Consider the following 21072-nt stretch of genomic DNA (forward strand, 5'->3'; position numbering starts at 1 on the left):
TACATCAAACATGTTATAATATTTTTTGTTATTATGCACATTACATGCGTTATGAAATGAGGTACAGCTATGTACGAAGTGAAATTGGATGCTTTTAACGGACCATTAGACTTGTTACTGCATCTTATTAATGAATTTGAAATTGATATTTATGATATTCCTATGCGTGAATTAACCGAACAATATATGCAGTATGTTCACGCCATGAAAAAGTTAGAAATCAATATTGCCAGTGAATATTTATTGATGGCTTCTGAGTTGCTTATGATTAAAAGTAAAATGTTGTTGCCTGATACTTCACCTGATTTAGTTGAAGAGGATGACCCTCGAGAAGCGCTTGTTGAAAAATTAATTGAATATCAAAATTACAAAGCATATTCAGAAATGTTAGAAGAGAAGCGTCAAGTGCGTGAACAATATTTTACTAAAGCCCCTACAGATCTTTCGCATTATGAATATTCAGAGCGACTTCCTGATGATACGACAATTGATTTAACAAAACTAATTGTTGCTTATCAAAAAATGAAAACACGTGTCTCTTTGAAGAAGCCGACGACTGTAGATATTCGAAAAGAAACGTATACTATTCAACAATCAACGACATATATTTATGATAAGTTGAAAAAAGTCTCTCAGATTACCTTTTTTGATTTATTTACATTTAATGAATCTATCGAACATGTTGTCACACATTTTTTAGCTTTGCTCGAAATGTCGAAAACGGGCATGATACAATTACAACAAGTGAAAGCTTTCCACAACTTTGAAATTAGAAAAGGAGTTAATTATGACGCTTAAAGTTACTGAAGCGCTGACTGCGATACTTTATACAGTTGGTGAAGATGGCATAGATGAAACACAACTGATGGCATCGCTTGACGTTGATTGCGAGACGTTAACCACCGCTATCGATGCACTTGACTTACCTGGGCTCATCGTACAAAAATTCGGTCAAACTTATGTTTTAACGACCCGAAAAGAAGCTGAACCGTATATCGAATCACTTATTATTAATAAAGCATCTGCTAAATTGTCGCAAGCTGCCATGGAAGTGTTAGCCATTATTGCTTATAATCAGCCTATGACACGTAATGACATCGAATTGATTCGCGGGATTCAATCTGACGGTCCAGTGAAAACATTGATTGCCAAAGGATTGATTGAACCTAAAACAAATCCAGAAGCACGTGGACAACAGCTTTTTACAACTGATTTATTTTTAAATGTCTTTGGTTTGGAAAGTCTTGAGGCGCTTCCGACAACAGATGAAGAAGAAGAGGAAATTGAATCGTTTTTCAGCCAATTGGTTAATCAGAAAGGAGATTCTTAAATGAGTCATGAATTAGAAAGATTACAAAAGCGTATTGCGAACAGTGGGTATACCTCTAGACGTAAAGCAGAAGCATTAATTCAAGAAGGAAAAGTGCAGGTAAATGGCAAAACTGTGACTGAATTAGGGACAAAAGTACGCCCTTCAGATGAGGTAGCAGTAGAAGGGATACCGCTCGAACAAGAAGATAAGCTTTACATTTTGTTTTATAAACCTGCGCAAGTCATTACAAGTGTTTCAGATGATCGTGGTCGAAAAGTGGTCACAGATTATTTTGACGACTTAAAAACGCGGATTTATCCGGTAGGTCGTTTAGATTATGACACGTCTGGTCTGTTATTACTTACAAACGATGGTACGTTTACAAATTTAATGACACATCCACGCTATAAAATTCCGAAAACATATGTCGCTAAAATTGAAGGCTATATCTTGCGCGAACAAGTGAAACAACTTGAAAAAGGCATTCAACTAGAAGACGGTCTTACGCAACCTGCAAAAGTGAAAGTTAAAAAACAAAATAAAGAAAAAAATACGTCACTGGTTGAAATTACGATTACTGAAGGGCGAAATCGTCAGGTACGTCGGATGTTTGAACATTTTGGTTTTAGTGTGCAAAAGCTTTCTCGTATCTCATTTGGTCCATTGACTTTGAAAGGATTAGGTGCTGGAGAAGGCCGTGTATTATCGCCGCATGAAGTGAAATCATTACGTCAACTTGCTGAAAACGGCCAACAACATCGCTAAGTCCAAACTAGATATGAAAACGCATCATTGTTTTATTATTACCCAAATAAATCATTATGGTATAATATGCTTTGAGTTAGAAATGTCACCATGTGTGGGAGGTATGTCATGATGACTAATGAAATCTTAGTCGTAGATGATGAACATCGAATTAGAAAACTATTAAAATTATATTTGGAAAGAGAAGGTTATACCATTGCTGAAGCGAGCGACGGCCGTGAAGCATTGGAAATGGCGACAAAATACGATTATTCATGTATTTTGTTGGATTTAATGTTGCCTGAAATGGATGGCCTTGAAGTCGCTGTTAAACTACGTGAATTAAAAGATACGCCTATTATTATGCTCACTGCTAAAGGTGAAGAAAACAATCGCGTAGAAGGCTTTGAATCGGGTGCCGATGATTACATTGTTAAGCCATTTTCACCACGCGAAGTTGTATTGCGTGTGAAAGCATTATTACGTCGTACAGAATCTTCAAAAGCTGAACAAAACGAGCCACATGCCCGTGATATGATTGAATTTAAACATTTAACTATTGATAATGATGCACACAAAGTATTGGCAGATGGCACACCAGTGAACCTCACGCCAAAAGAGTACGAATTACTCATTTTCTTAGCAAAAACACCGAACAAAGTATTTGATAGAGAGCAATTATTGAAAGAAGTTTGGCATTACGAATTTTATGGTGATTTACGAACTGTAGATACACATGTCAAACGCTTGCGTGAAAAATTAAATCGTGTTTCTGCAGATGCAGCAAAAATGATACAAACCGTTTGGGGTGTAGGATATAAATTCGAAGTTAGCAAGTCGGATGAAACGACTTAATAACGTTGTCGTAAAACTGTGGTTAACTATTATTTTAATAGTAACGACAGTTTTAATTTTATTAAGTGCTGCATTAATCACATTTTTCCAATATTATTTCACGCAAGAAACAGAACATGCGCTCTATCAAAGTGCTGAAAATGTGAACCGTGTGTTACTCAAAAATGATAATCGGAAGCTTGCTATTGAACATAGTGAAGCTTTATTAGAGGATAATAAAGGACTTATTATTTTGCCAGACCGTGCGAATATCAATGAAAAAGATTCCGTTAAAAAGAAAATGCTGAAAGAAATTAGTCATCATAAAAATTTCGACCGCGTATTAAAAGATAATAAATCAGAATTGCAACACGTCACATTTAAAATTGATGGTAAAACACATACATACGTATTGTTAGGCTATCCTTCTAAAGATGATAACGGGCAATCTTCAGCGATATTTATTTATCAAGATTTAAAAAGTATTGATGATACAAACAATATCATTACAATTATTATTTTAATTACCGCAGTTATTTTCTTAGCGATAACGACTGTATTTGCATTTTTCTTATCAACACGTATTACAAATCCACTGCGTCAACTTAAAACGCAAGCCAAAGAAGTCGCTCGAGGGAATTATGACAAGCGCGTGCCCATTCAGACGAGAGATGAAATTGGTGAACTCGCCATGACATTTAACAAAATGAGTCGCAGCATTCAGACACATATTGATGCATTAACGACTTCAAAAAACATTCGTGACACCCTGATTAATTCAATGGTTGAAGGGGTACTCGGTATTAATCATAAAAAACAAATTATTATATCAAACGCCTTAGCAGAACGGATGTTGTCAGAGTTAAATGAATCAGATCGCGAACTCTTTAATCAGCAAATTGAAGACACTTTTGCCAGTCAAAAAACGGAGTACCGAGAATATGAGATGAATCAACGTTTTTATGTGATTATTATGAGTCATATTAAAAAAATTCAAGCGAATGGTGAGGGTGGCCTTGTTGCTGTTGTACGTGATATGACAAATGAACATGAGCTTGAACAAGTCAAAAAAGACTTTATCGCAAGTGTGTCTCACGAATTACGTACACCCATTTCATTATTACAAGGTTATACTGAATCCATTGTTGACGGCGTAGTTACTGAGCCTGATGAAATCAATGAATTTTTAACTGTTGTGTTAGACGAATCTAAACGTTTAAGCCGTCTCGTTAATGAATTGTTGAATGTCGCGAAAATGGATGCTGAAGGGTTAAACGTGACCCAAGAACAGCAACCGATGCAAGATTTAGTTAAAAAAATGGCTATGAAGTATCGCCAACAAGCACAAGAGTTAGAATTAACTTTAGATTTCCAAACAGACGGCGAGATGGCTTCACTTTGGTATTATGACTTTGACCGAATGGAGCAAGTGTTGACGAATCTTGTCGACAATGCATCACGTTACACACAACCAGGAGATACAATTGCTATTAAAGCGACCTCTGATGAAGACAATCAAATTTTAATTGTTGAAGATACGGGTGTGGGTATCGCACCGCAACATTTAGAAAAGCTTTTCGAACGTTTTTATAAAGTAGACTCTGCTCGTAAACGCGGATCTCAAGGTACAGGTCTCGGATTATTTATTACGCGTATGATTGTCAATGCACATGGCGGTCATATTAAAGTAGAAAGCGAATTAGATAAAGGAACGAGATTTATCATTTCACTGCCGAAAAAGGCGAATGGAGAACAAGAGAATTAATTGACATACGCAGTTTATTAATAGAACGACAAGACTAGGATATTAAAAGTTCTGGTCCTGTTGTTCTTTTTCATATCACGATTCATGTTAAGTCGTTGCAAATATATTGTATTCAAAAGTTATCTCATGTAAACTGTTAACGAAAATAATAAAAAATTAATTCATCTTCGGGGTAGGGTGTAATTCCCAACCGGCAGTAAAATAAGCCTGCGACCTGCAAATGATGTTCATCATCTTTGTGGCTGATCTAGTGAGATTCTAGAGCCGACAGTTAAAGTCTGGATGGGAGAAGATGGAGGTTTATTTGTGTTGCTTTTTATTCCTCCTATTCAAGAAAGATGAATTTAATAGGAGGTCTTTTTTATGAAGCAAAAGCAAACAAAACGAATGATAACGATAGGGATGTTAAGTGCAATAGCGATTGTGCTGACATTTATTAAATTTCCGTTACCATTTTTACCACCATATTTAACGATTGATTTCAGTGATGTGCCAGCATTATTAGCGACGTTCACGCTTGGTCCAGTTGCAGGCTTGCTCGTTGAATTGATTAAAAACTTACTCAATTTCTTCTTCAACATGAGTGATCCTATAGGTCCAGTCGCTAACTTTTTAGCAGGGGCAAGTTTATTACTAGTGAGTTATGGCATCTATCGTGCAAATCAAACGACAAAACGCCTGATTTTAGGATTAATTACAGGGACAATCGTGATGACAATTGTCCTAGGGGTGATGAACTATTTCGTACTATTACCGCTGTACGGTATGATTATGAACCTTTCAGATGTTGCGAACAATCTTAAATTAATTATTGCAGCAGGGATTATTCCATTTAACATCTTAAAAGGTGCGCTTATTTCGATTATCTTTGTATTACTCTATAAACGTATTGGACATATATTAAAATAAAATCGTAGGAAGAGGTTGGGGCAATTTTACCCAGTCTCTTCTCTTTTTATAGAATTATATCGGCTAATGATGATAAAACAGTCAAACAGCAAAGAGGTATTGAACGCAAAAATGGATGCTATGGGGTTGTCTCCATTTCATAAACTTGCCCTATATATGTGTGTAATTCAACACTTTAACCGAAGTCAAACATCATTCAAAAATAAAAAAATAGATTGAGTAGCATGGCAATATATCCATTTCTCTACTCAACCCTCATCTTAGTTTACTTAGACCTTAAGTTGTTTTATATTAATATTAAAGACAAACGTCCTCAATATGAACTATTCGAATTTGAGAGCGTCACCATCAAATGACTCCTCTTCAACTTTAATAGAGTCAGTAGGGCAACCTTCAAAAGCATCTTCAAGATCCTCATACAATTCTTCTGGTACTGGAGTTGTACCTTGGTTGTCGTCTAAAATTACGTATGCAATACCTTCATCGTCGTAGTCATAAATGTCTGGAGCTGCTGCACCACACGCACCACAAGCAATACAAGTATCCATATCAACAATTGTATATTTAGCCATTTTTTCGCCTCCCTTTTCAAAGTACCATACTAACATTATAATTTTATTGTAGTTCTGTGTACCCATTTTTTCAATATATACGTTTTTAATCGAGGTCTAAACATGAAACATTTAATTCAATATATATATCATCATGCATCAGCCTACAAAACTAGAAAAAGCATCTTTAATATTATCATAGGTAAAAAGTCTCATCAAACTTTTTTTGACGCTGTTTCTTTAAATATACTATCACTTTTTGGTTGTGCACCCAAATTAAAATTTGAACAGTTCGAACAAATTATCAGTCAAGAAGAAAATGACATTAAAGAAGTTCAGACGAGTAATTCAATGACATATCAAACTTTGGACGGTACTTTTAAAGCATTTCAGTTACTCATTCAAACGGTTTCTTATATTCAAAATAATCAACGGACATTTTTGCCTATCGCATCACAAGTGGAAATTCATGATACTGTACGCCAAATTTATTATGAAATTGAGCATCAGCAGTTACAAGAAGCATTCGAACAAGAAGTGACATCATTATTTAAGTTATTGTCTGAAAAGCATGATATCATTTACGCCCATTACTTGTTGACCGGTTATGATGAGCCGATGTATACTTTTTCACAAATAAGCATGATAGAATCTATCGACATCAATGATTTATACACTGCACATTACGAAGAGTTACTTTCTATTTATCTCATCATTCAAAATGCTGACCAGTTTCCCATCCTTTCGCAATGCATGATGCCGTTAGAAGTATCTGATCGCGTGATACAAACACTGCAGTTGTTGCAAAAAGGGTATACGATAGAAAAAATAGCACAAATTGAGCAAGTACGAGAAACGACTGTAGAAGACCACATTCTCGATTTGTTTATGAAAAACATTTTAACAAACTATGATGATTTCTTACCTACACCATATAACCAGTTTCTTAAATATTATGAAGATCAACCGTATCAACGTTTAAAATTATACAAAGAACAATTTGATACACTCTCATACTTTGAACTAAAACTCGCGATTATTGGTAGCGCAAAAGGAGAATTACATGCTTAAAGATGCTTTAGAACAATATTTTGGCTTCTCAACATTTCGTCCAGGTCAAGAATGTATTATTTCAAGTGTATTAGAAGGACAACATACATTGGGTATTTTACCGACCGGAAGTGGAAAGTCTCTATGTTATCAACTACCGACCTATATAAAAAAACAGCCTACATTAGTCATTTCACCACTCATATCATTAATGGATGATCAGGTGATGCAAATGAAAATGCAAGGGGAGCATCGTGTTGTCGCCATTCATTCTGGCATGGAAAATGCAGCTAAAAAGCGCGCACTTCAACAATTATCGCAGTCACGTTTTATCTTTGTAAGTCCAGAGTTTATTTTACAACCACATCATTTTAATCTTTTTAAAAATATTCCATTTGGTATGATCGTTCTAGATGAAGTACACTGCTTGTCTGAATGGGGATTTGATTTTCGACCGCACTATGCCTTGATTGGAAAAGTGACAAGTTATTTTAATGAGGCAACTGTATTAGCACTGACAGCGACTGCAACGCGTCATTTGAAAGATGATATTCAAAGTGTCATAAAAAAATCGATCAATGTGATTGAACACTCAATGGACCGGCCGAATGTAGCTTTATCTGTAAAATTCATGTCATCTTATGAAGAGAAAGTGGACTGGCTGATTGACGCCATTGCAACATCTGGACCCACGATTATTTATGTATCGTCTAAAAAAGTCAGTTTAGACTTAGCAACAACCATCTATCAAGCAGGTTACTTAACTGGTATTTATCATGGAGATTTGTCCTATCAAGAACGCCATACTGTTCAGCAACAGTTTTTGAAAAATGACATAAGAATTATTGTTGCGACGAGTGCGTTTGGTATGGGTGTGAATAAACCCGATATTCGGACGATTATTCATTTTCATGTTTCGCCTACACCTTCAAGTTATTTACAAGAAATTGGACGCGCAGGAAGAGATGGCCTTCCTAGCCAGGCGATTGCACTATTTCAACCGGATGATCAATACCTAATGGAAACTTTGGCACTCGTAAATATTATGCGTGCCTCAGATGTGGAGCAATATGAAGCAGGACAAATGATAGATAATGAAAAACTTGCAATTTTAGATATACTCACACAAGCTTATTCTCTGCCACAACTTAAACAAATTTTCACTCAAAATGAAGAAACGAAAAGACAAGGTTATCGTCATATGTATCACTATATTTTAACAAAACAGTGTCGACGTCAACATTTACTGAATTACTTTGGTATGACAAAAGAGACAACGACACAATGTTGTGAACAGTGTGAAACGATCGCACCAGTTTATGAAAAAAATAAGAAAAAAGTTAAAAGAAAGTTAACTTACATTGAAAAGTTGGAAAATTTGTTTCATTAGTTTTCACAATGCTTTTACTTTTAATTTAAACCCGTTATAATTTAGGGTAAATGGTATTAGGCGATTTAACTACAACATAGAATTAAATGGATGAGATGAATTGATATAAAATGTATCAAGGTTTCAGTTTCGAATCGTTATTGTACAATTTAAACAGAAAGGATGAATGTTAAGTGTCAAAAGATAACTTCAAAGATGAGTTTGAACGCAGTCGTCAAGAAATTAAGTCTCATCATCACGAGACAGCTGACGCAATAAATAATGAAGAAGACGATCAACCTCAAGAAAATCACGAACAGCAATTCCCGCCACGAAACGCTTCTAGACGCCACAGAAAAAGAGATTTCGGTATCGCAAAATCAAAACCAGTTGAAAAAGATACGCATTCCAACCAACAAGAAGAAACATCAGATCAACAACATGCTGATAAAAAACCAGGTCCTGTCGGTGGTATTAAAAAAAGCGATAACGATCAATTACATAATACCCACCACAATGCTCATGAAAAAACTTCAGACGTACAAGCAGAAGATAAAACAACTGAAAAGTCAGGTCAACATGAAACAATTCAAGAACCAGTTAAAAAGGATGCTGACAGTAAAGGTGTCTCGACAAATGGTGCAGCAGCTGGAGCAGTGGGAGCTGCTGCAATCGGTAAAACTACAAACACGAAAAACCGAGATGGCGAAACGTCACATGAGAAAGACAACAAAACGCAACCAGAAGACAAAGCACATCATGGTGGTAAGGAAAGTGCTACAGCAGGTGTAGGCGTGGCAGCAGGGACAAAAGCAGCAAGTAAAGTAAATAACAACAAACACGTAAAACAAAATAAAGAAACTTCTGCACAAGAAAATCAACAGCAGTCTGACAATGGTAAAAAGGCGGCGGCTGGTGTTGCAGCAACTGGTGCTGTAGGGACAGGTGCTGCAGGCGCAAATGCTCAGACAACGTCAGAACATCAACCCAATCATGAATCATCGGAAACAACCGTTTCAAATGGTAATGGCGGCGGCTTCTTTAAAAAGCTTTTACCATTACTTGCTGCGATTATCATCTTAGGTGCGATTGCTATTTTCGGCGGGGTGTATCTCTTTAATCAAGATCAACAAAATGATCAACAACAAGAAGTGACACAAAAAGATGATGCGAAGAAAAATTCAGATGACGCTAAAGATAACGCATCTAAGGATAAAGATGGCGCACAATCCGATTCTGATAAAGCAACAACTTCAAAAGATAGTGATGAAAACAACGATGAAAATAATCAATCAAATACAAACGATAATAATACCAATGATGATAATGCCTCTGAAACAAACGAGAATTCCGATCAAAACAACAACCCAAATGACGTGAATAATGGCAATATCAATAATCAACAAAACGGTTATCAACAAGGTCAAACTGCAGGTGGTCAAACTGCAGGTGGTCAAACACATACAGTAAGTGGTAACCAAAACTTATATCGTATCGCCATTCAATATTATGGTAATGGTTCTCCTGAAAACGTTGAAAAAATCAAACGTGCAAACGGATTACAAAACAATAATATTTCGAATGGACAACAGCTCATTATTCCATAAAGTATGATTTCTTATCATAAAAACACAGCCTTATCCTTATTAGAAAGGGTAAGGTTGTTTTTTATGCCCGTTATATTATCCATTGCTTCTGTCACAAACTTTTCCATTTAGAAACATTATAAAAGTTGATATAATGTATAAGGATTATCACAGTTCTTATCATATACGATGCTAGTATGAGAATTAGGAGGCAATATGAAACATTAAATTAGCATAATAGACGTTTGCGAACTCATATTTTTAATGTTTCAGTATAAAAATGAAAACTGTAGAGAGTATTATTATTGGTGGCGGCCCATGTGGTTTAAGCGCTGCTATTGAACAAAAGAAAAAAGGAATCGACACACTTGTAATTGAAAAGGGAAATATTGTAGATGCAATTTATCATTATCCGACACATCAAACTTTCTTTTCATCAAGTGATAAATTAAGTATTGGGGACGTGCCTTTTATCGTAGAAGAGTTGAAACCGCGTCGAAATCAAGCATTAGTTTACTATCGTGAAGTTGTCAAACATCACCAACTTAAAGTGAATGCTTTTGAAGAAGTGCTAACAGTAAAGAAAATGAAAGATCATTTTACATTAACAACGACTAAAGATGTGTATCAATGTCGTTATTTAACTGTTGCTACAGGTTACTATGGTCAGCACAACACGTTGGAAGTGGAAGGTGCTGAATTATCAAAAGTCATGCATTATTTCAAAGAACCACACCCATATTTTGATCAAGATGTTGTGATTATTGGTGGAAAAAATTCTGCTGTTGATGCGGCAATTGAGTTAGAAAAAGCAGGCGCTCGTGTGACTGTTATCTATCGTGGCGAAACGTATTCTCCAGCGATTAAGCCGTGGATTTTGCCGAATTTCGAATCACTCGTTCGCCGAGAAAATGTTCAAATGCATTTCAACAGTCATGTGACTCAAATTACTGAAGATCAAGTCACTTTTGAAAAAGAAGGGGAAACTATTACTATTGATAACGATTATGTGTTTGCGATGATTGGATATCACCCAGATTACGACTTTCTACAATCCATTGGTATCGACATCAATACAAATGAATTTGGAACAGCACCAATATACAATTCCGATACGTATGAAACAAATATTGAAAATTGTTACATCGCTGGTGTTATAGCCGCTGGGAACGATGCAAATACAATTTTTATTGAAAACGGTAAATACCATGGTGAAGCCATTGCCCGTGATATATTAACGAAAAAGCAATCGCCACTCGAATCATAAATAGTTTTATTGTCCGACTTAAAACTTTATCACAAGGCCTTTTATCATATGCACAATTGATGAAAGGCTTTTAATTTTATCTTGCATGACACATTGATTGTGGTATAATCTTCTCAATGTATCGCTTAAACTTTACACATATTGAGAGAGGCAACTAACTTCAAATACGCCTTAAATTATCTAAATATTCTAAAATTAGATCTAAAAAGCGACTGATTTCAACAACTTTTCAAACAATAAAATGACTTTACTTACCAAAAATAACTGAGTGACTGGAGCTGTTACAATGACTGATTTCAACTGTTAAAAACCACTTATTTATAGAGCCTTTTGATTAACCATTCGCATGCAAAATATAATGTCTAACGGAATTGTCGCCCACATCAATGACGTAATTCACTGATATGTGTGCCATATTCGTATTCATTTTAGAAGGTGATGCGAAAAAGAAACAAACAAGGCTCATCATTTAACTGTAATTTTAAATTTATAGAAATGGTAAGTGAAACAACATGAAAAAGTCATTTAAAATATTGTTATTAGCAGAAGCATGTGCAAATATTGCTGATGTATTTTTTAAAGTCGCTATTATTTCACATATGTATCTAATTACACAATCAGTGATCTCTTCTACAATCATACCGATTATTTTTGGTAGTGCAGGTTTTATCTCGAGTTTTTTCCTACCACTTGTGACAAAAAAGTACAAACTTAATCAAGTGTTATTCTTTTCACAGTTGACGAAAACAATCGCTTTAACATGTTTGCTTTTGTTAACGGTCATATTAGACAATCAAATAACATTCTTTATATATGGACTTGTGACGATTATCGCATTCATGGACGGATTTGCTGGTCCAACGAGTTTAGCGCTTATTCCTCGTTACGCGACAGACCTAATTAAAGCCAACTCACTATTATCTGCCTTAAATGAAACCGTTGAAGTTGTAGGCTGGGCTATCGGCGGGATGCTCTTAATATCACTAGGCATCACTCAAATGATTGTGCTTACACTCGTGTTATTTTGGATAGCGAGTTTGATGGCCTTTTTGCTACCAACTGTTAATAAAGAGATGGTCAAAAATGAAACAACATTACAAAGTATTTTTAAAGGTTGGCAACGTATTTTTTCAAACACACAATTAAAAATCATTTTAGGCATCAATTTGTTTGAAATTTTAGCGAATACGATATGGGTGTCCTCCATCATCTTAGCTTTTATTACTATCGTTTTAAGGCAAGATGAAACGTATTGGGGCTATATTAATACAACACATTCCATTGGCATTATTCTTGGAGGATGGGGCATACTTAAGTTCTCAAATCATTTGAAGTATCATAAATCGTTTTGGATCTTTATGTCGCTTGTCTTAACAGCCATTGTATTTTCATTATCATTAATTTTTATTGATCCAATCATTTTCTTAATCTCATCGGTGTGTATTGGATTTTTATCACAATTAAAAGAAATTCCAGAGGCGACTATTATTCAAGAATCTGTCGAGGAAGAAGCATTAGTCAATGTCTATTCCGCAATAGATGTCGTAAGTAGTTTAGCTTTTTCAATTTGCCTTGTTTTGATGAGTAGTTTAACAGAGTGGATTCAAGTTCAAAACGTTTTTTGGGTTGCTGTCGCTTTGATTCTCATTGAAGCTATGATTGTTTTCAAAGTGAGAAAACAACTGAACTAATTTACATGTATATATGCACCGCCTATCTCTAAAAAATAGCCGTACCCTCATTCGAAAAAAGGGGCGGCTATTTACAAAATAAATACCTCTTTATATACAAAAATCATCTAAAACTTTGATCATCGTACGCTATACATTAAAGTAATTTTGAATCTGATCATGTTGAAAACCATTACTTAACGCTACGAGTAGCTTCAATCTCGCTTTCTGACCATTCAGTCCATTCGAAAAGATAACACCTTTTTCAAATAATTGATGACCACCGCCTTCATAGGCATAAACCGCACTCACAATTCCATTAAAAGATCTTGATACCAGCACGATAGGAATACCTTTATCGAGACAGTTATTGATACCCGGCATTGCTGTAGGAGGAAGATTCCCTTGTCCAAGTGCTTCGATGACGATACCATCCACATGACAATCTGCATAAAAATTTAACATTTCGCTTCCCATTCCCATATGCGCTTTAATTAGTGGAATTTGAAGTGATGCATTGATGTGCGTTAAATATTGTCGTGTATAAGGTCTATGATGGAAATAGACACCCGCTTTAGTGATGACACCTAGCGGACCATGGTTAGGACTCTGGAATGTATTCGTATTAGATGTGTGTGTTTTTGTAACATTTCGCGCTGTATGTATTTCATCATTGAATACGACCATCACACCTTTACCGGTAGATTCGTCTTCAATAGCAACACGAATCGCTGAAATAAAATTATATAAACCGTCTGAACCAATCTCATTTGAAGAACGCATCGCCCCTGTAATGACAACAGGTTTTGAAGTCGAAACCGTCAAGTCTAATAAAAAGGCAGTCTCTTCTAACGTATCTGTTCCATGTGTAATGACATAGCCATCGTATTGTGCCAATTGGTCAGGATGTTCAATGATTTCTTTTAAAATTTTGACATCCTCAATCGTCATGTGGGGAGAGGGTAAGTTAAATGGCATTTGTTCATCTATTTTAGCGTATTGTGCAATGACGTCTTGATGATGGCTGATTGGATTGTCATCATTTGTCATCACTTTATTCGATTCATCTTCTGACATACTAATCGTGCCACCTGTATGAATGACTAATAATTTTTTCATTTAGGTTCCTCCTCGTAAAATGGTCCATTATTATGATAAAATATTGTTAAACAAACGACAAGGAAGGTAACGTATGAAAGCGATTAATATTGCATTAGATGGACCGGCAGCTGCTGGTAAAAGTACGATAGCAAAAAAAGTAGCTGCTCAATTAGGCATGATATATGTTGATACAGGCGCAATGTATCGTGCCATCACTTATTATTATTTAAAAAACAAATCAAATTTCACAAACTTTACAGACTTAATTTCCGAAATTGATTTACGACTCGGCTATGATGCAGAAAAAGGTCAACGCGTCTTTTTAAATGATAATGATGTGACTGATTTTCTACGTGAAAACGACGTAACTCAAAATGTGTCCTATGTTTCGTCGATTAAAGAAGTGCGTCAATTTTTAGTGAAGGCACAGAAAAAGCTCGCTGCAGAAAAAGGCATCGTTATGGACGGTCGAGATATCGGAACAACCGTACTTCCAGATGCTGAGGTAAAGGTTTATATGATCGCATCCGTAGAAGAGCGAGCTGAGCGTCGTTTTAAAGACAACCAAGAAAGAGGTATTGCATCTTCTATTGAGCAACTTAAAAAAGATATTGCTGAACGTGATGCATACGATATGAACAGAGAGATTTCACCTTTAAGAAAAGCTGAAGACGCTGTTGAAATTGATACTACGGGCTTGAGCATTGAACAAGTCACGGAAAAGATACTGTCTTTAGTAAATGCAGTTTAATTTATTTTATTCAAACTTATCTAAATTTCTTGACAATTCAAGACTTTTATAAGAAGTTATTATTATGTAGTAGTATAAGGAGGCAATCATGATGACTGAAGAATTCAATGAATCAATGATTAATGACATTAAAGAGGGCGATAAGATTACAGGAGAAGTACAACAAATTGAAGATAAGCACGTTGTTGTTCATGTCAATGGAGGTAAATACAACGGTATTATTCCAATTAGTCAACTTTCCACTTATCATGTTGAAAATGCAAATGAAGTAGTCAAAGTTGGTGACGAAATTGGTGCTTATGTAACTAAAATCGAAGTTGATGAAGAAAATGAAACAGGTAGTTACATCCTTTCAAAACGTAAATTAGAAGAAGAGAAATCTTATGCATATTTACAAGAAAAATTAGACAACAACGAAACGATTGAGGCGAAAGTCACTGAAGTCGTTAAAGGTGGTTTAGTTGTGGATGTAGGTCAAAGAGGTTTCATTCCTGCATCACTCATTTCAACTGATTACATTGAAGATTTCTCAGATTATGAAGGACGAGTGCTTGAATTAAAAGTTGAAGAGCTTGAACCTGAAAAAAATCGCGTCATCTTAAGCCGTAAAGCTGTAGAAGCAGAAGAAAACGAAAAGAAAAAAGCTGAATTATTACAATCGATTAAAGCTGGCGACGTGATTGAAGGTAAAGTTGCGCGCTTAACAAACTTCGGTGCGTTTATCGACCTTGGTGGCGTTGATGGTTTAGTCCATGTATCAGAGCTATCTCATGAACATGTTAAATCACCAGAAGAAGTTGTTTCTATTGGCGATACAGTCAAAGTTAAAGTTCGTTCAGTTGAACAAGATTCTGAACGTGTGTCATTATCAATTAAAGATACTTTACCGAGCCCATTCGAAACTATTCAAGAAAAGTATAGTGAAGGAGACGTTGTTGAAGGTAAAGTGATGCGCTTAGCATCTTTTGGTGCATTTGTTGAAATTGGCAGCGGCTTACAAGGCCTTGTGCACATTTCAGAAATTAGCCACAAACATATCGGTACGCCTGGAGAAGTTCTTGAGCCGGGTCAAACTGTACAAGTTAAAATTTTAGGTATTAATCCTGAAGAAGAGCGTATCTCACTTTCAATCAAAGCAGCGAACCCAGAAGAAGAAACAGAAGAAGCATCTGAAGAAACAACACATCAATATACACAAGCAGCAGATGAAAACGAAAATAATCCGACATTAGGTGATGTTTTCGGTGATAAGCTTAAAGATTTAGATTTATAACCTGAATTGGGTACAATACACGAAGAACTAAGGTTAACCATATAACTTTAGTTCTTTTTTACTTTTACATATCTTGGCTGCTTATGTTACATACCTTTAAATCACTCATAAAACTTTGTTACAAAACCTTTTTACTAAACCACAACATTCTTCTCATCCACTCAACTCCATATACCACTACTAATATGTATATTCAATGATAATAGAAATGAGTAAGTCATCAATTAAAGTGAAATGAACTTTCAAGTCACCATGAAACATGAATTGACATACTTTTCACCATTTCTTTTGTCAGTAACACTTCACGTGATATAATAGCGTTGTTATGTATCGAACAATGCGAAATATACTTGCACAGACTGATATATTCAATATTTAAGTTATTCATAGAGAGGAAGAACAATCATGACGAAACCTGTAGTTGCTATCGTGGGTCGTCCTAACGTAGGAAAATCTACAATTTTTAACCGCATCGTCGGAGAACGTGTATCCATTGTTGAAGATACACCAGGTGTGACGCGTGACCGTATTTATTCAAGCGGCGAATGGCTCACACATGAATTTAATGTGATTGATACAGGTGGTATCGAAATCGGAGACGCCCCATTTCAAACACAAATTCGCGCACAAGCTGAAATTGCAATTGACGAAGCTGATGTCATTATTTTTATGGTCAATGTACGTGAAGGCGTAACACAAAATGATGAACTCGTCGCGCAAATGTTATATAAATCTAAAAAGCCTGTTGTCCTTGCAGTTAATAAAGTCGACAATCCAGAAATGCGCAACGATATTTATGACTTTTATTCACTCGGATTTGGAGAGCCATTCCCACTTTCAGGTTCACACGGCCTAGGTCTCGGCGATCTATTAGAAGAAGTCGCTAAACATTTCAAAGCGGATACAACAGAGCCTTACGATGAGGACACCATTCGCTTATCGTTAATTGGCCGACCAAACGTAGGGAAGTCTAGTTTAATTAACGCAATTCTTGGCGAAGAACGTGTTATCGTATCTAATATTGCAGGGACGACACGCGATGCCATTGATACAATGTACAGCTATGACGGACAAGATTACGTGCTCATCGATACAGCTGGGATGCGCAAAAAAGGGAAGGTTTATGAGTCTACTGAAAAGTACTCAGTTTTACGTGCATTAAAAGCCATTGAACGTTCTAATGTTGTGCTTGTTGTATTAGATGCAGAACAAGGTATTATTGAACAAGATAAACGTGTGGCTGGATATGCCCACGAAGAAGGAAAAGCGATTGTGATTGTCGTTAATAAATGGGATACTTTAGAGAAAGATAGCAATACGATGAAAAAGTTCATGGATGAAGTAAGAAAGAACTTCCAATTTTTAGATTATGCTCAAATTGCTTTCGTATCTGCTAAAGAAGGGACACGTCTACGTACACTTTTCCCATTAATTAACGAAGCAAGTGAAAATCATAAGAAACGTGTTCAAAGCTCAACACTAAATGAAGTGATTACAGATGCCATTGCAATGAATCCGACACCAACAGATAAAGGTCGTCGTCTAAATATTTTTTACGCAACACAAGTGGCTATCGAACCGCCTACTTTTGTTGTGTTTGTTAATGATGTCGAATTGATGCATTTTTCTTATAAACGTTATCTAGAAAATCAGATTAGACACGCATTCGGATTTGAAGGTACACCAGTACACATTATTGCACGTAAACGAAATTAGATGGAGGGGATAAGCATGACGAACATTACAGTGTTTGGTACAGGAAGTTTTGGTACTGCATTGGCTAATGTGCTTGCAGACAATGGCCACAACACATTAATGTGGGGCAAAACATCAACAACAATAGAAGAAATCAACAATGAACATACAAATCATAATTATTTAAAAGAGGCTAAGCTGAATTCAAATATCAAAGCGACAACAGATATTCAAGAAGCGATTAATCACGCGGACATCTTCTTAATTGCTTTGCCAACAAAAGCGATTAGAGAAGTGATGTCTGAAGTAAATCAATTATTAACTTCAAAAAAATCTTTTATTCATGTCACTAAAGGTATTGAAAATGCTACATTTAAGCGTGTCTCAGAAATGTTAGAAGATTCTATTTCACCAGAATATAACGCAGGTATTGGTGTACTTTCTGGTCCAAGTCATGCAGAAGAAGTTGTCATTAAACAACCTACAACTGTATCAGCTGCTTCAAGTAATCCAGAATTGCGTAAACTGATACAAGATTTATTTATGACAGATTATTTACGTGTTTATACAAATGATGACCTTGTCGGCGTCGAGCTCGGTGGCGCACTTAAAAACATTATTGCTATCGCGAGTGGTGTCCTTGCAGGGATGGGCTTTGGAGATAATGCAAAAGCTGCATTAATGACACGTGGTCTAGCAGAAATTACTCGTTTAGGGGTCAAACTCGGCGCCGATCCACTGACATTTCAAGGTTTGGGTGGAATAGGGGATTTAATTGTAACTTGTACCTCTACACATTCAAGAAATTATTCTCTCGGTTTCCAACTCGGAAATGGGAAAAGTTTAGACGAAATTATGAATCATATGAACATGGTCGCTGAAGGGGTGTACACAACAGAATCTGTGTACAATCTTTCTAAAAAAGAAAATGTTGAAATGCCAATAACTGAAGCGTTATATCATGTTTTATTCGAAAATCAACCTGTCGAGGAAGCAGTTAAAGCGTTGATGGGACGTACGAAAAAATCAGAATAAAGTATGAAATTGACCATTTTCATGTCAAAATTCTAAAAAAATCAACAAAAAGCGATTAAATCAACGTTTTTCTTGTATAAATCGTTGCAGTCTTGTATTCGCTTGTGTTAAAGTCATACCATAATGATAATTGAATTATCATTACATAACCTTTGAGGAGGTGAATTGACATGAACAAAACTGACTTAATTAACGCTGTTGCAGAACAAGCTGATTTAACTAAAAAAGAAGCAGGTTTAGCTGTTGATGCCACTTTTGAAGCAATTCAAAAATCATTAGCTAAAGGTGAAAAAGTACAATTAATCGGTTTCGGTAACTTTGAGGTACGTGAGCGTGCCGCGCGTAAAGGTCGCAACCCTCAAACAGGTAAAGAAATTGACATCCCTGCAAGCAAAGTTCCAGCTTTCAAAGCAGGTAAAGCATTAAAAGATGCTGTGAAATAATTCAATTATTATGAAGGGGGCTGGGACGCTGACGTTTTCCAGCCTTTCCTATCATAATGCCTCTACAATACTGTAATATAAAACAACTTCTATACATGTTCATTCATAAACTTCTTTATAATAGCACCTTCTAATCTTTTTACTTCCAGCAATGTTTGATACATACCATTTCGACAATATCCAGATAACAAATATTCTTTATGCATATTTTTGTGCGATAGTTTTCAAATCAATGATATTTACTTCACGATGACGATGTACCTTTCTTTCTAATTTGTAAAGACATTTTTTAACAATATTCAATTCAGTACCCATAAAATTTAATGGTGGCTTTTATTACAAAAAAAGCAAATCAGATTTAATTTTTTGGTTGATAGTGTTAAGATAGAGAGTGATTAAAATTAGAGGTGTGTCAGATGGAGAATACTTTTGAATGTTTAAAACAACAAATTGATAAACGGTTGAATCAACTCAATCGCCCCCAAAATATACATATTAATCAAGCTTTGAGTCAATTGTTAGATCAACTTGACGTTCCTTTAAATGCAAAACTCGCGTGTCTCTCTATTGATACATCAATGAAACATCTTGATAGAATCAGTTATTATCATTATGAACGTGACGCCATATTAATAGGTGATTTGCTTAGTGCACACTATTATCAGTTACTAGCTGATTTAAAAGATGTGGAATTACAACTTCAAATGAGTCAAGCCATTGTTAAAATTAATGAATTAAAATCATACATTCAACATAAAGATGATGTAGGCTCTGACGCAAATTTAATAGAGATGATGATTACAATCGAAACACTGTTAATTCAAGTGTTGATGAAACATTATCATATCGAACCGTCTTTTAAAGAAATACGTAACAAAATCATACAGCAACTCGACGTATCACAGCTCAGTTATTTAATTGATTGGCAGACCGATGACATTGAAAACATGATTGTCGCATTGCAAAACTATACAAAAAGTAAATGAGGTTTCAAAATGACTAAAAATAAGGCAAATAAAGCACAAGTCCATGAAGTATTTCAAAATATTTCTGGCAAATATGACCGTTTAAATAATATTATTAGCTTCGAACAACATAAAGTTTGGCGTAAAAAAGTTATGAAAGAAATGAATGTCCAAACAGGGGCTAGCGCATTAGACGTATGTTGTGGGACTGCTGACTGGACGATTGCTTTAAGCCAAGCAGTAGGGCCAGACGGGGAAGTCACTGGACTTGATTTCAGTGAAAATATGTTAAAAGTCGGTGAAGAAAAAACCGCGCATATGGACAACATCCGTCTCGTTCAAGGTGACGCGATGGCATTACCATTTGATGATGATGCATTTGATTATGTAACAATTGGATTTGGTTTACGTAATATTCCAGACTATACGAAAGCATTATCAGAAATGTATCGCGTGCTTAAACCAGGGGGCATGGTCGTATGTTTAGAAACAAGTCAACCGACATTGCCTGTTTTCAAGCAAGGCTATCGCTTATATTTTAAGTTCGTGATGCCTATTTTCGGTAAAATTTTTGCGAAATCAAAAGAAGAGTACGAGTGGTTACAACAATCTGCATTCGATTTTCCAGATCGCGAAACTTTAAAAAGTATGTTTGAAGATGTCAACTTTGAAAATGTCAAAGTACGCAGTTTTACAGGTGGCGTGGCTGCCATGCACTTAGCTTATAAACCCAAAACGAACTAATTAAAAGG

General features: G+C 35.7%; 20 protein-coding genes and 1 riboswitch. Of the genes, 18 read left to right on the plus strand and 2 right to left on the minus strand.

Annotated features, from left to right (window positions below; genetic code table 11):
- Window positions 1–69 precede the first annotated feature (69 nt).
- From CCE82_RS01900 to CCE82_RS01925, 6 genes are all read left to right on the plus strand, one after another.
- A complete protein-coding gene (locus tag CCE82_RS01900) occupies window positions 70–798 on the plus strand; it encodes a segregation and condensation protein A (RefSeq protein WP_086427742.1) in 729 nt (242 codons plus the stop codon).
- Window positions 788–1330, plus strand: a complete 543-nt coding sequence (gene scpB / locus CCE82_RS01905; RefSeq protein WP_086427743.1) for an SMC-Scp complex subunit ScpB — start codon at window positions 788–790, stop codon at window positions 1328–1330. The genes CCE82_RS01900 and scpB overlap by 11 nt, the downstream gene beginning before the upstream one ends.
- On the plus strand, window positions 1331–2077 hold the full coding sequence (locus CCE82_RS01910) for a pseudouridine synthase (RefSeq protein ID WP_086427744.1): 747 nt from the start codon (window positions 1331–1333) through the stop codon (window positions 2075–2077).
- Window positions 2078–2188: 111 nt separating this feature from the next.
- The gene (locus CCE82_RS01915; protein ID WP_086427963.1) at window positions 2189–2911 is read left to right on the plus strand and encodes a response regulator transcription factor; all 723 of its coding nucleotides are present in this window, start codon (window positions 2189–2191) and stop codon (window positions 2909–2911) included.
- On the plus strand, window positions 2898–4655 hold the full coding sequence (locus tag CCE82_RS01920; RefSeq protein WP_086427745.1) for an ATP-binding protein: 1758 nt from the start codon (window positions 2898–2900) through the stop codon (window positions 4653–4655). The genes CCE82_RS01915 and CCE82_RS01920 overlap by 14 nt, the downstream gene beginning before the upstream one ends.
- A gap of 159 nt (window positions 4656–4814) precedes the next feature.
- Window positions 4815–4953: riboswitch (FMN riboswitch) on the plus strand.
- Between the two features lie 65 nt (window positions 4954–5018).
- Window positions 5019–5564: an ECF transporter S component gene (locus tag CCE82_RS01925; RefSeq protein WP_086427746.1), complete on the plus strand. Its 546-nt coding sequence runs from the start codon at window positions 5019–5021 to the stop codon at window positions 5562–5564.
- Window positions 5565–5887: 323 nt separating this feature from the next.
- On the opposite strand, the gene CCE82_RS01930 is transcribed toward CCE82_RS01925, so the two are convergent.
- Entirely contained in the window at window positions 5888–6136 is a 249-nt protein-coding gene (locus tag CCE82_RS01930; protein WP_014613875.1) for a ferredoxin, read from the minus strand.
- 102 nt (window positions 6137–6238) lie between these two features.
- Here CCE82_RS01930 and CCE82_RS01935 point away from each other — a divergent pair, with 102 nt between their 5' ends.
- From CCE82_RS01935 to CCE82_RS01955, 5 genes are all read left to right on the plus strand, one after another.
- A complete protein-coding gene (locus tag CCE82_RS01935) occupies window positions 6239–7186 on the plus strand; it encodes a helix-turn-helix domain-containing protein (protein WP_086427747.1) in 948 nt (315 codons plus the stop codon).
- Entirely contained in the window at window positions 7179–8555 is a 1377-nt protein-coding gene (locus tag CCE82_RS01940) for a RecQ family ATP-dependent DNA helicase (RefSeq protein ID WP_086427748.1), read from the plus strand. Before CCE82_RS01935 ends, CCE82_RS01940 begins: the two co-directional genes overlap by 8 nt.
- Before the next feature lie 173 nt (window positions 8556–8728).
- On the plus strand, window positions 8729–10141 hold the full coding sequence (ebpS, locus tag CCE82_RS01945) for an elastin-binding protein EbpS (RefSeq protein WP_086427749.1): 1413 nt from the start codon (window positions 8729–8731) through the stop codon (window positions 10139–10141).
- Between the two features lie 259 nt (window positions 10142–10400).
- A complete protein-coding gene (gene ypdA, locus CCE82_RS01950) occupies window positions 10401–11387 on the plus strand; it encodes a bacillithiol disulfide reductase YpdA (protein ID WP_086427750.1) in 987 nt (328 codons plus the stop codon).
- A gap of 512 nt (window positions 11388–11899) precedes the next feature.
- Window positions 11900–13078 carry an MFS transporter gene (locus CCE82_RS01955; RefSeq protein WP_086427751.1) on the plus strand — a complete coding sequence of 393 codons (1179 nt, stop codon included), beginning with the start codon at window positions 11900–11902 and terminating at the stop codon, window positions 13076–13078.
- Window positions 13079–13207: 129 nt separating this feature from the next.
- On the opposite strand, the gene CCE82_RS01960 is transcribed toward CCE82_RS01955, so the two are convergent.
- Window positions 13208–14176, minus strand: coding sequence for an asparaginase (locus CCE82_RS01960; RefSeq protein WP_086427752.1), 969 nt, complete (start codon window positions 14174–14176; stop codon window positions 13208–13210).
- 73 nt (window positions 14177–14249) lie between these two features.
- Here CCE82_RS01960 and cmk point away from each other — a divergent pair, with 73 nt between their 5' ends.
- From cmk to CCE82_RS01995, 7 genes are all read left to right on the plus strand, one after another.
- Window positions 14250–14909 carry a (d)CMP kinase gene (gene cmk, locus CCE82_RS01965; protein WP_086427753.1) on the plus strand — a complete coding sequence of 220 codons (660 nt, stop codon included), beginning with the start codon at window positions 14250–14252 and terminating at the stop codon, window positions 14907–14909.
- Between the two features lie 88 nt (window positions 14910–14997).
- Window positions 14998–16182, plus strand: a complete 1185-nt coding sequence (gene rpsA / locus CCE82_RS01970; RefSeq protein WP_086427754.1) for a 30S ribosomal protein S1 — start codon at window positions 14998–15000, stop codon at window positions 16180–16182.
- A 405-nt stretch (window positions 16183–16587) separates the two neighbouring features.
- The gene (der, locus tag CCE82_RS01975) at window positions 16588–17898 is read left to right on the plus strand and encodes a ribosome biogenesis GTPase Der (protein WP_086427755.1); all 1311 of its coding nucleotides are present in this window, start codon (window positions 16588–16590) and stop codon (window positions 17896–17898) included.
- A gap of 15 nt (window positions 17899–17913) precedes the next feature.
- A complete protein-coding gene (locus tag CCE82_RS01980) occupies window positions 17914–18912 on the plus strand; it encodes an NAD(P)H-dependent glycerol-3-phosphate dehydrogenase (RefSeq protein ID WP_086427756.1) in 999 nt (332 codons plus the stop codon).
- A 170-nt stretch (window positions 18913–19082) separates the two neighbouring features.
- Window positions 19083–19355, plus strand: coding sequence for an HU family DNA-binding protein (locus CCE82_RS01985; RefSeq protein WP_086427757.1), 273 nt, complete (start codon window positions 19083–19085; stop codon window positions 19353–19355).
- Window positions 19356–19771: 416 nt separating this feature from the next.
- Entirely contained in the window at window positions 19772–20341 is a 570-nt protein-coding gene (locus tag CCE82_RS01990; protein ID WP_086427758.1) for a heptaprenyl diphosphate synthase component 1, read from the plus strand.
- A gap of 9 nt (window positions 20342–20350) precedes the next feature.
- The gene (locus tag CCE82_RS01995) at window positions 20351–21064 is read left to right on the plus strand and encodes a demethylmenaquinone methyltransferase (protein WP_086427759.1); all 714 of its coding nucleotides are present in this window, start codon (window positions 20351–20353) and stop codon (window positions 21062–21064) included.
- Window positions 21065–21072: the final 8 nt, after the last annotated feature.

The sequence above is a fragment of the Staphylococcus cornubiensis genome (assembly GCF_900183575.1).
Classification (GTDB): Bacteria; Bacillota; Bacilli; order Staphylococcales; family Staphylococcaceae; genus Staphylococcus; species Staphylococcus cornubiensis.

Coding starts and splice junctions, on each gene's coding strand:
- CCE82_RS01900 (WP_086427742.1), top strand. CDS start 70: ATGTACGAAGTGAAATTGGATGCTTTTAACGGACCATTAGACTTGTTA.
- scpB (WP_086427743.1), top strand. CDS start 788: ATGACGCTTAAAGTTACTGAAGCGCTGACTGCGATACTTTATACAGTT.
- CCE82_RS01910 (WP_086427744.1), top strand. CDS start 1,331: ATGAGTCATGAATTAGAAAGATTACAAAAGCGTATTGCGAACAGTGGG.
- CCE82_RS01915 (WP_086427963.1), top strand. CDS start 2,189: ATGACTAATGAAATCTTAGTCGTAGATGATGAACATCGAATTAGAAAA.
- CCE82_RS01920 (WP_086427745.1), top strand. CDS start 2,898: ATGAAACGACTTAATAACGTTGTCGTAAAACTGTGGTTAACTATTATT.
- CCE82_RS01925 (WP_086427746.1), top strand. CDS start 5,019: ATGAAGCAAAAGCAAACAAAACGAATGATAACGATAGGGATGTTAAGT.
- CCE82_RS01930 (WP_014613875.1), bottom strand. CDS start 6,136: ATGGCTAAATATACAATTGTTGATATGGATACTTGTATTGCTTGTGGT.
- CCE82_RS01935 (WP_086427747.1), top strand. CDS start 6,239: ATGAAACATTTAATTCAATATATATATCATCATGCATCAGCCTACAAA.
- CCE82_RS01940 (WP_086427748.1), top strand. CDS start 7,179: ATGCTTAAAGATGCTTTAGAACAATATTTTGGCTTCTCAACATTTCGT.
- ypdA (WP_086427750.1), top strand. CDS start 10,401: ATGAAAACTGTAGAGAGTATTATTATTGGTGGCGGCCCATGTGGTTTA.
- CCE82_RS01955 (WP_086427751.1), top strand. CDS start 11,900: ATGAAAAAGTCATTTAAAATATTGTTATTAGCAGAAGCATGTGCAAAT.
- CCE82_RS01960 (WP_086427752.1), bottom strand. CDS start 14,176: ATGAAAAAATTATTAGTCATTCATACAGGTGGCACGATTAGTATGTCA.
- cmk (WP_086427753.1), top strand. CDS start 14,250: ATGAAAGCGATTAATATTGCATTAGATGGACCGGCAGCTGCTGGTAAA.
- rpsA (WP_086427754.1), top strand. CDS start 14,998: ATGATGACTGAAGAATTCAATGAATCAATGATTAATGACATTAAAGAG.
- der (WP_086427755.1), top strand. CDS start 16,588: ATGACGAAACCTGTAGTTGCTATCGTGGGTCGTCCTAACGTAGGAAAA.
- CCE82_RS01980 (WP_086427756.1), top strand. CDS start 17,914: ATGACGAACATTACAGTGTTTGGTACAGGAAGTTTTGGTACTGCATTG.
- CCE82_RS01985 (WP_086427757.1), top strand. CDS start 19,083: ATGAACAAAACTGACTTAATTAACGCTGTTGCAGAACAAGCTGATTTA.
- CCE82_RS01990 (WP_086427758.1), top strand. CDS start 19,772: ATGGAGAATACTTTTGAATGTTTAAAACAACAAATTGATAAACGGTTG.
- CCE82_RS01995 (WP_086427759.1), top strand. CDS start 20,351: ATGACTAAAAATAAGGCAAATAAAGCACAAGTCCATGAAGTATTTCAA.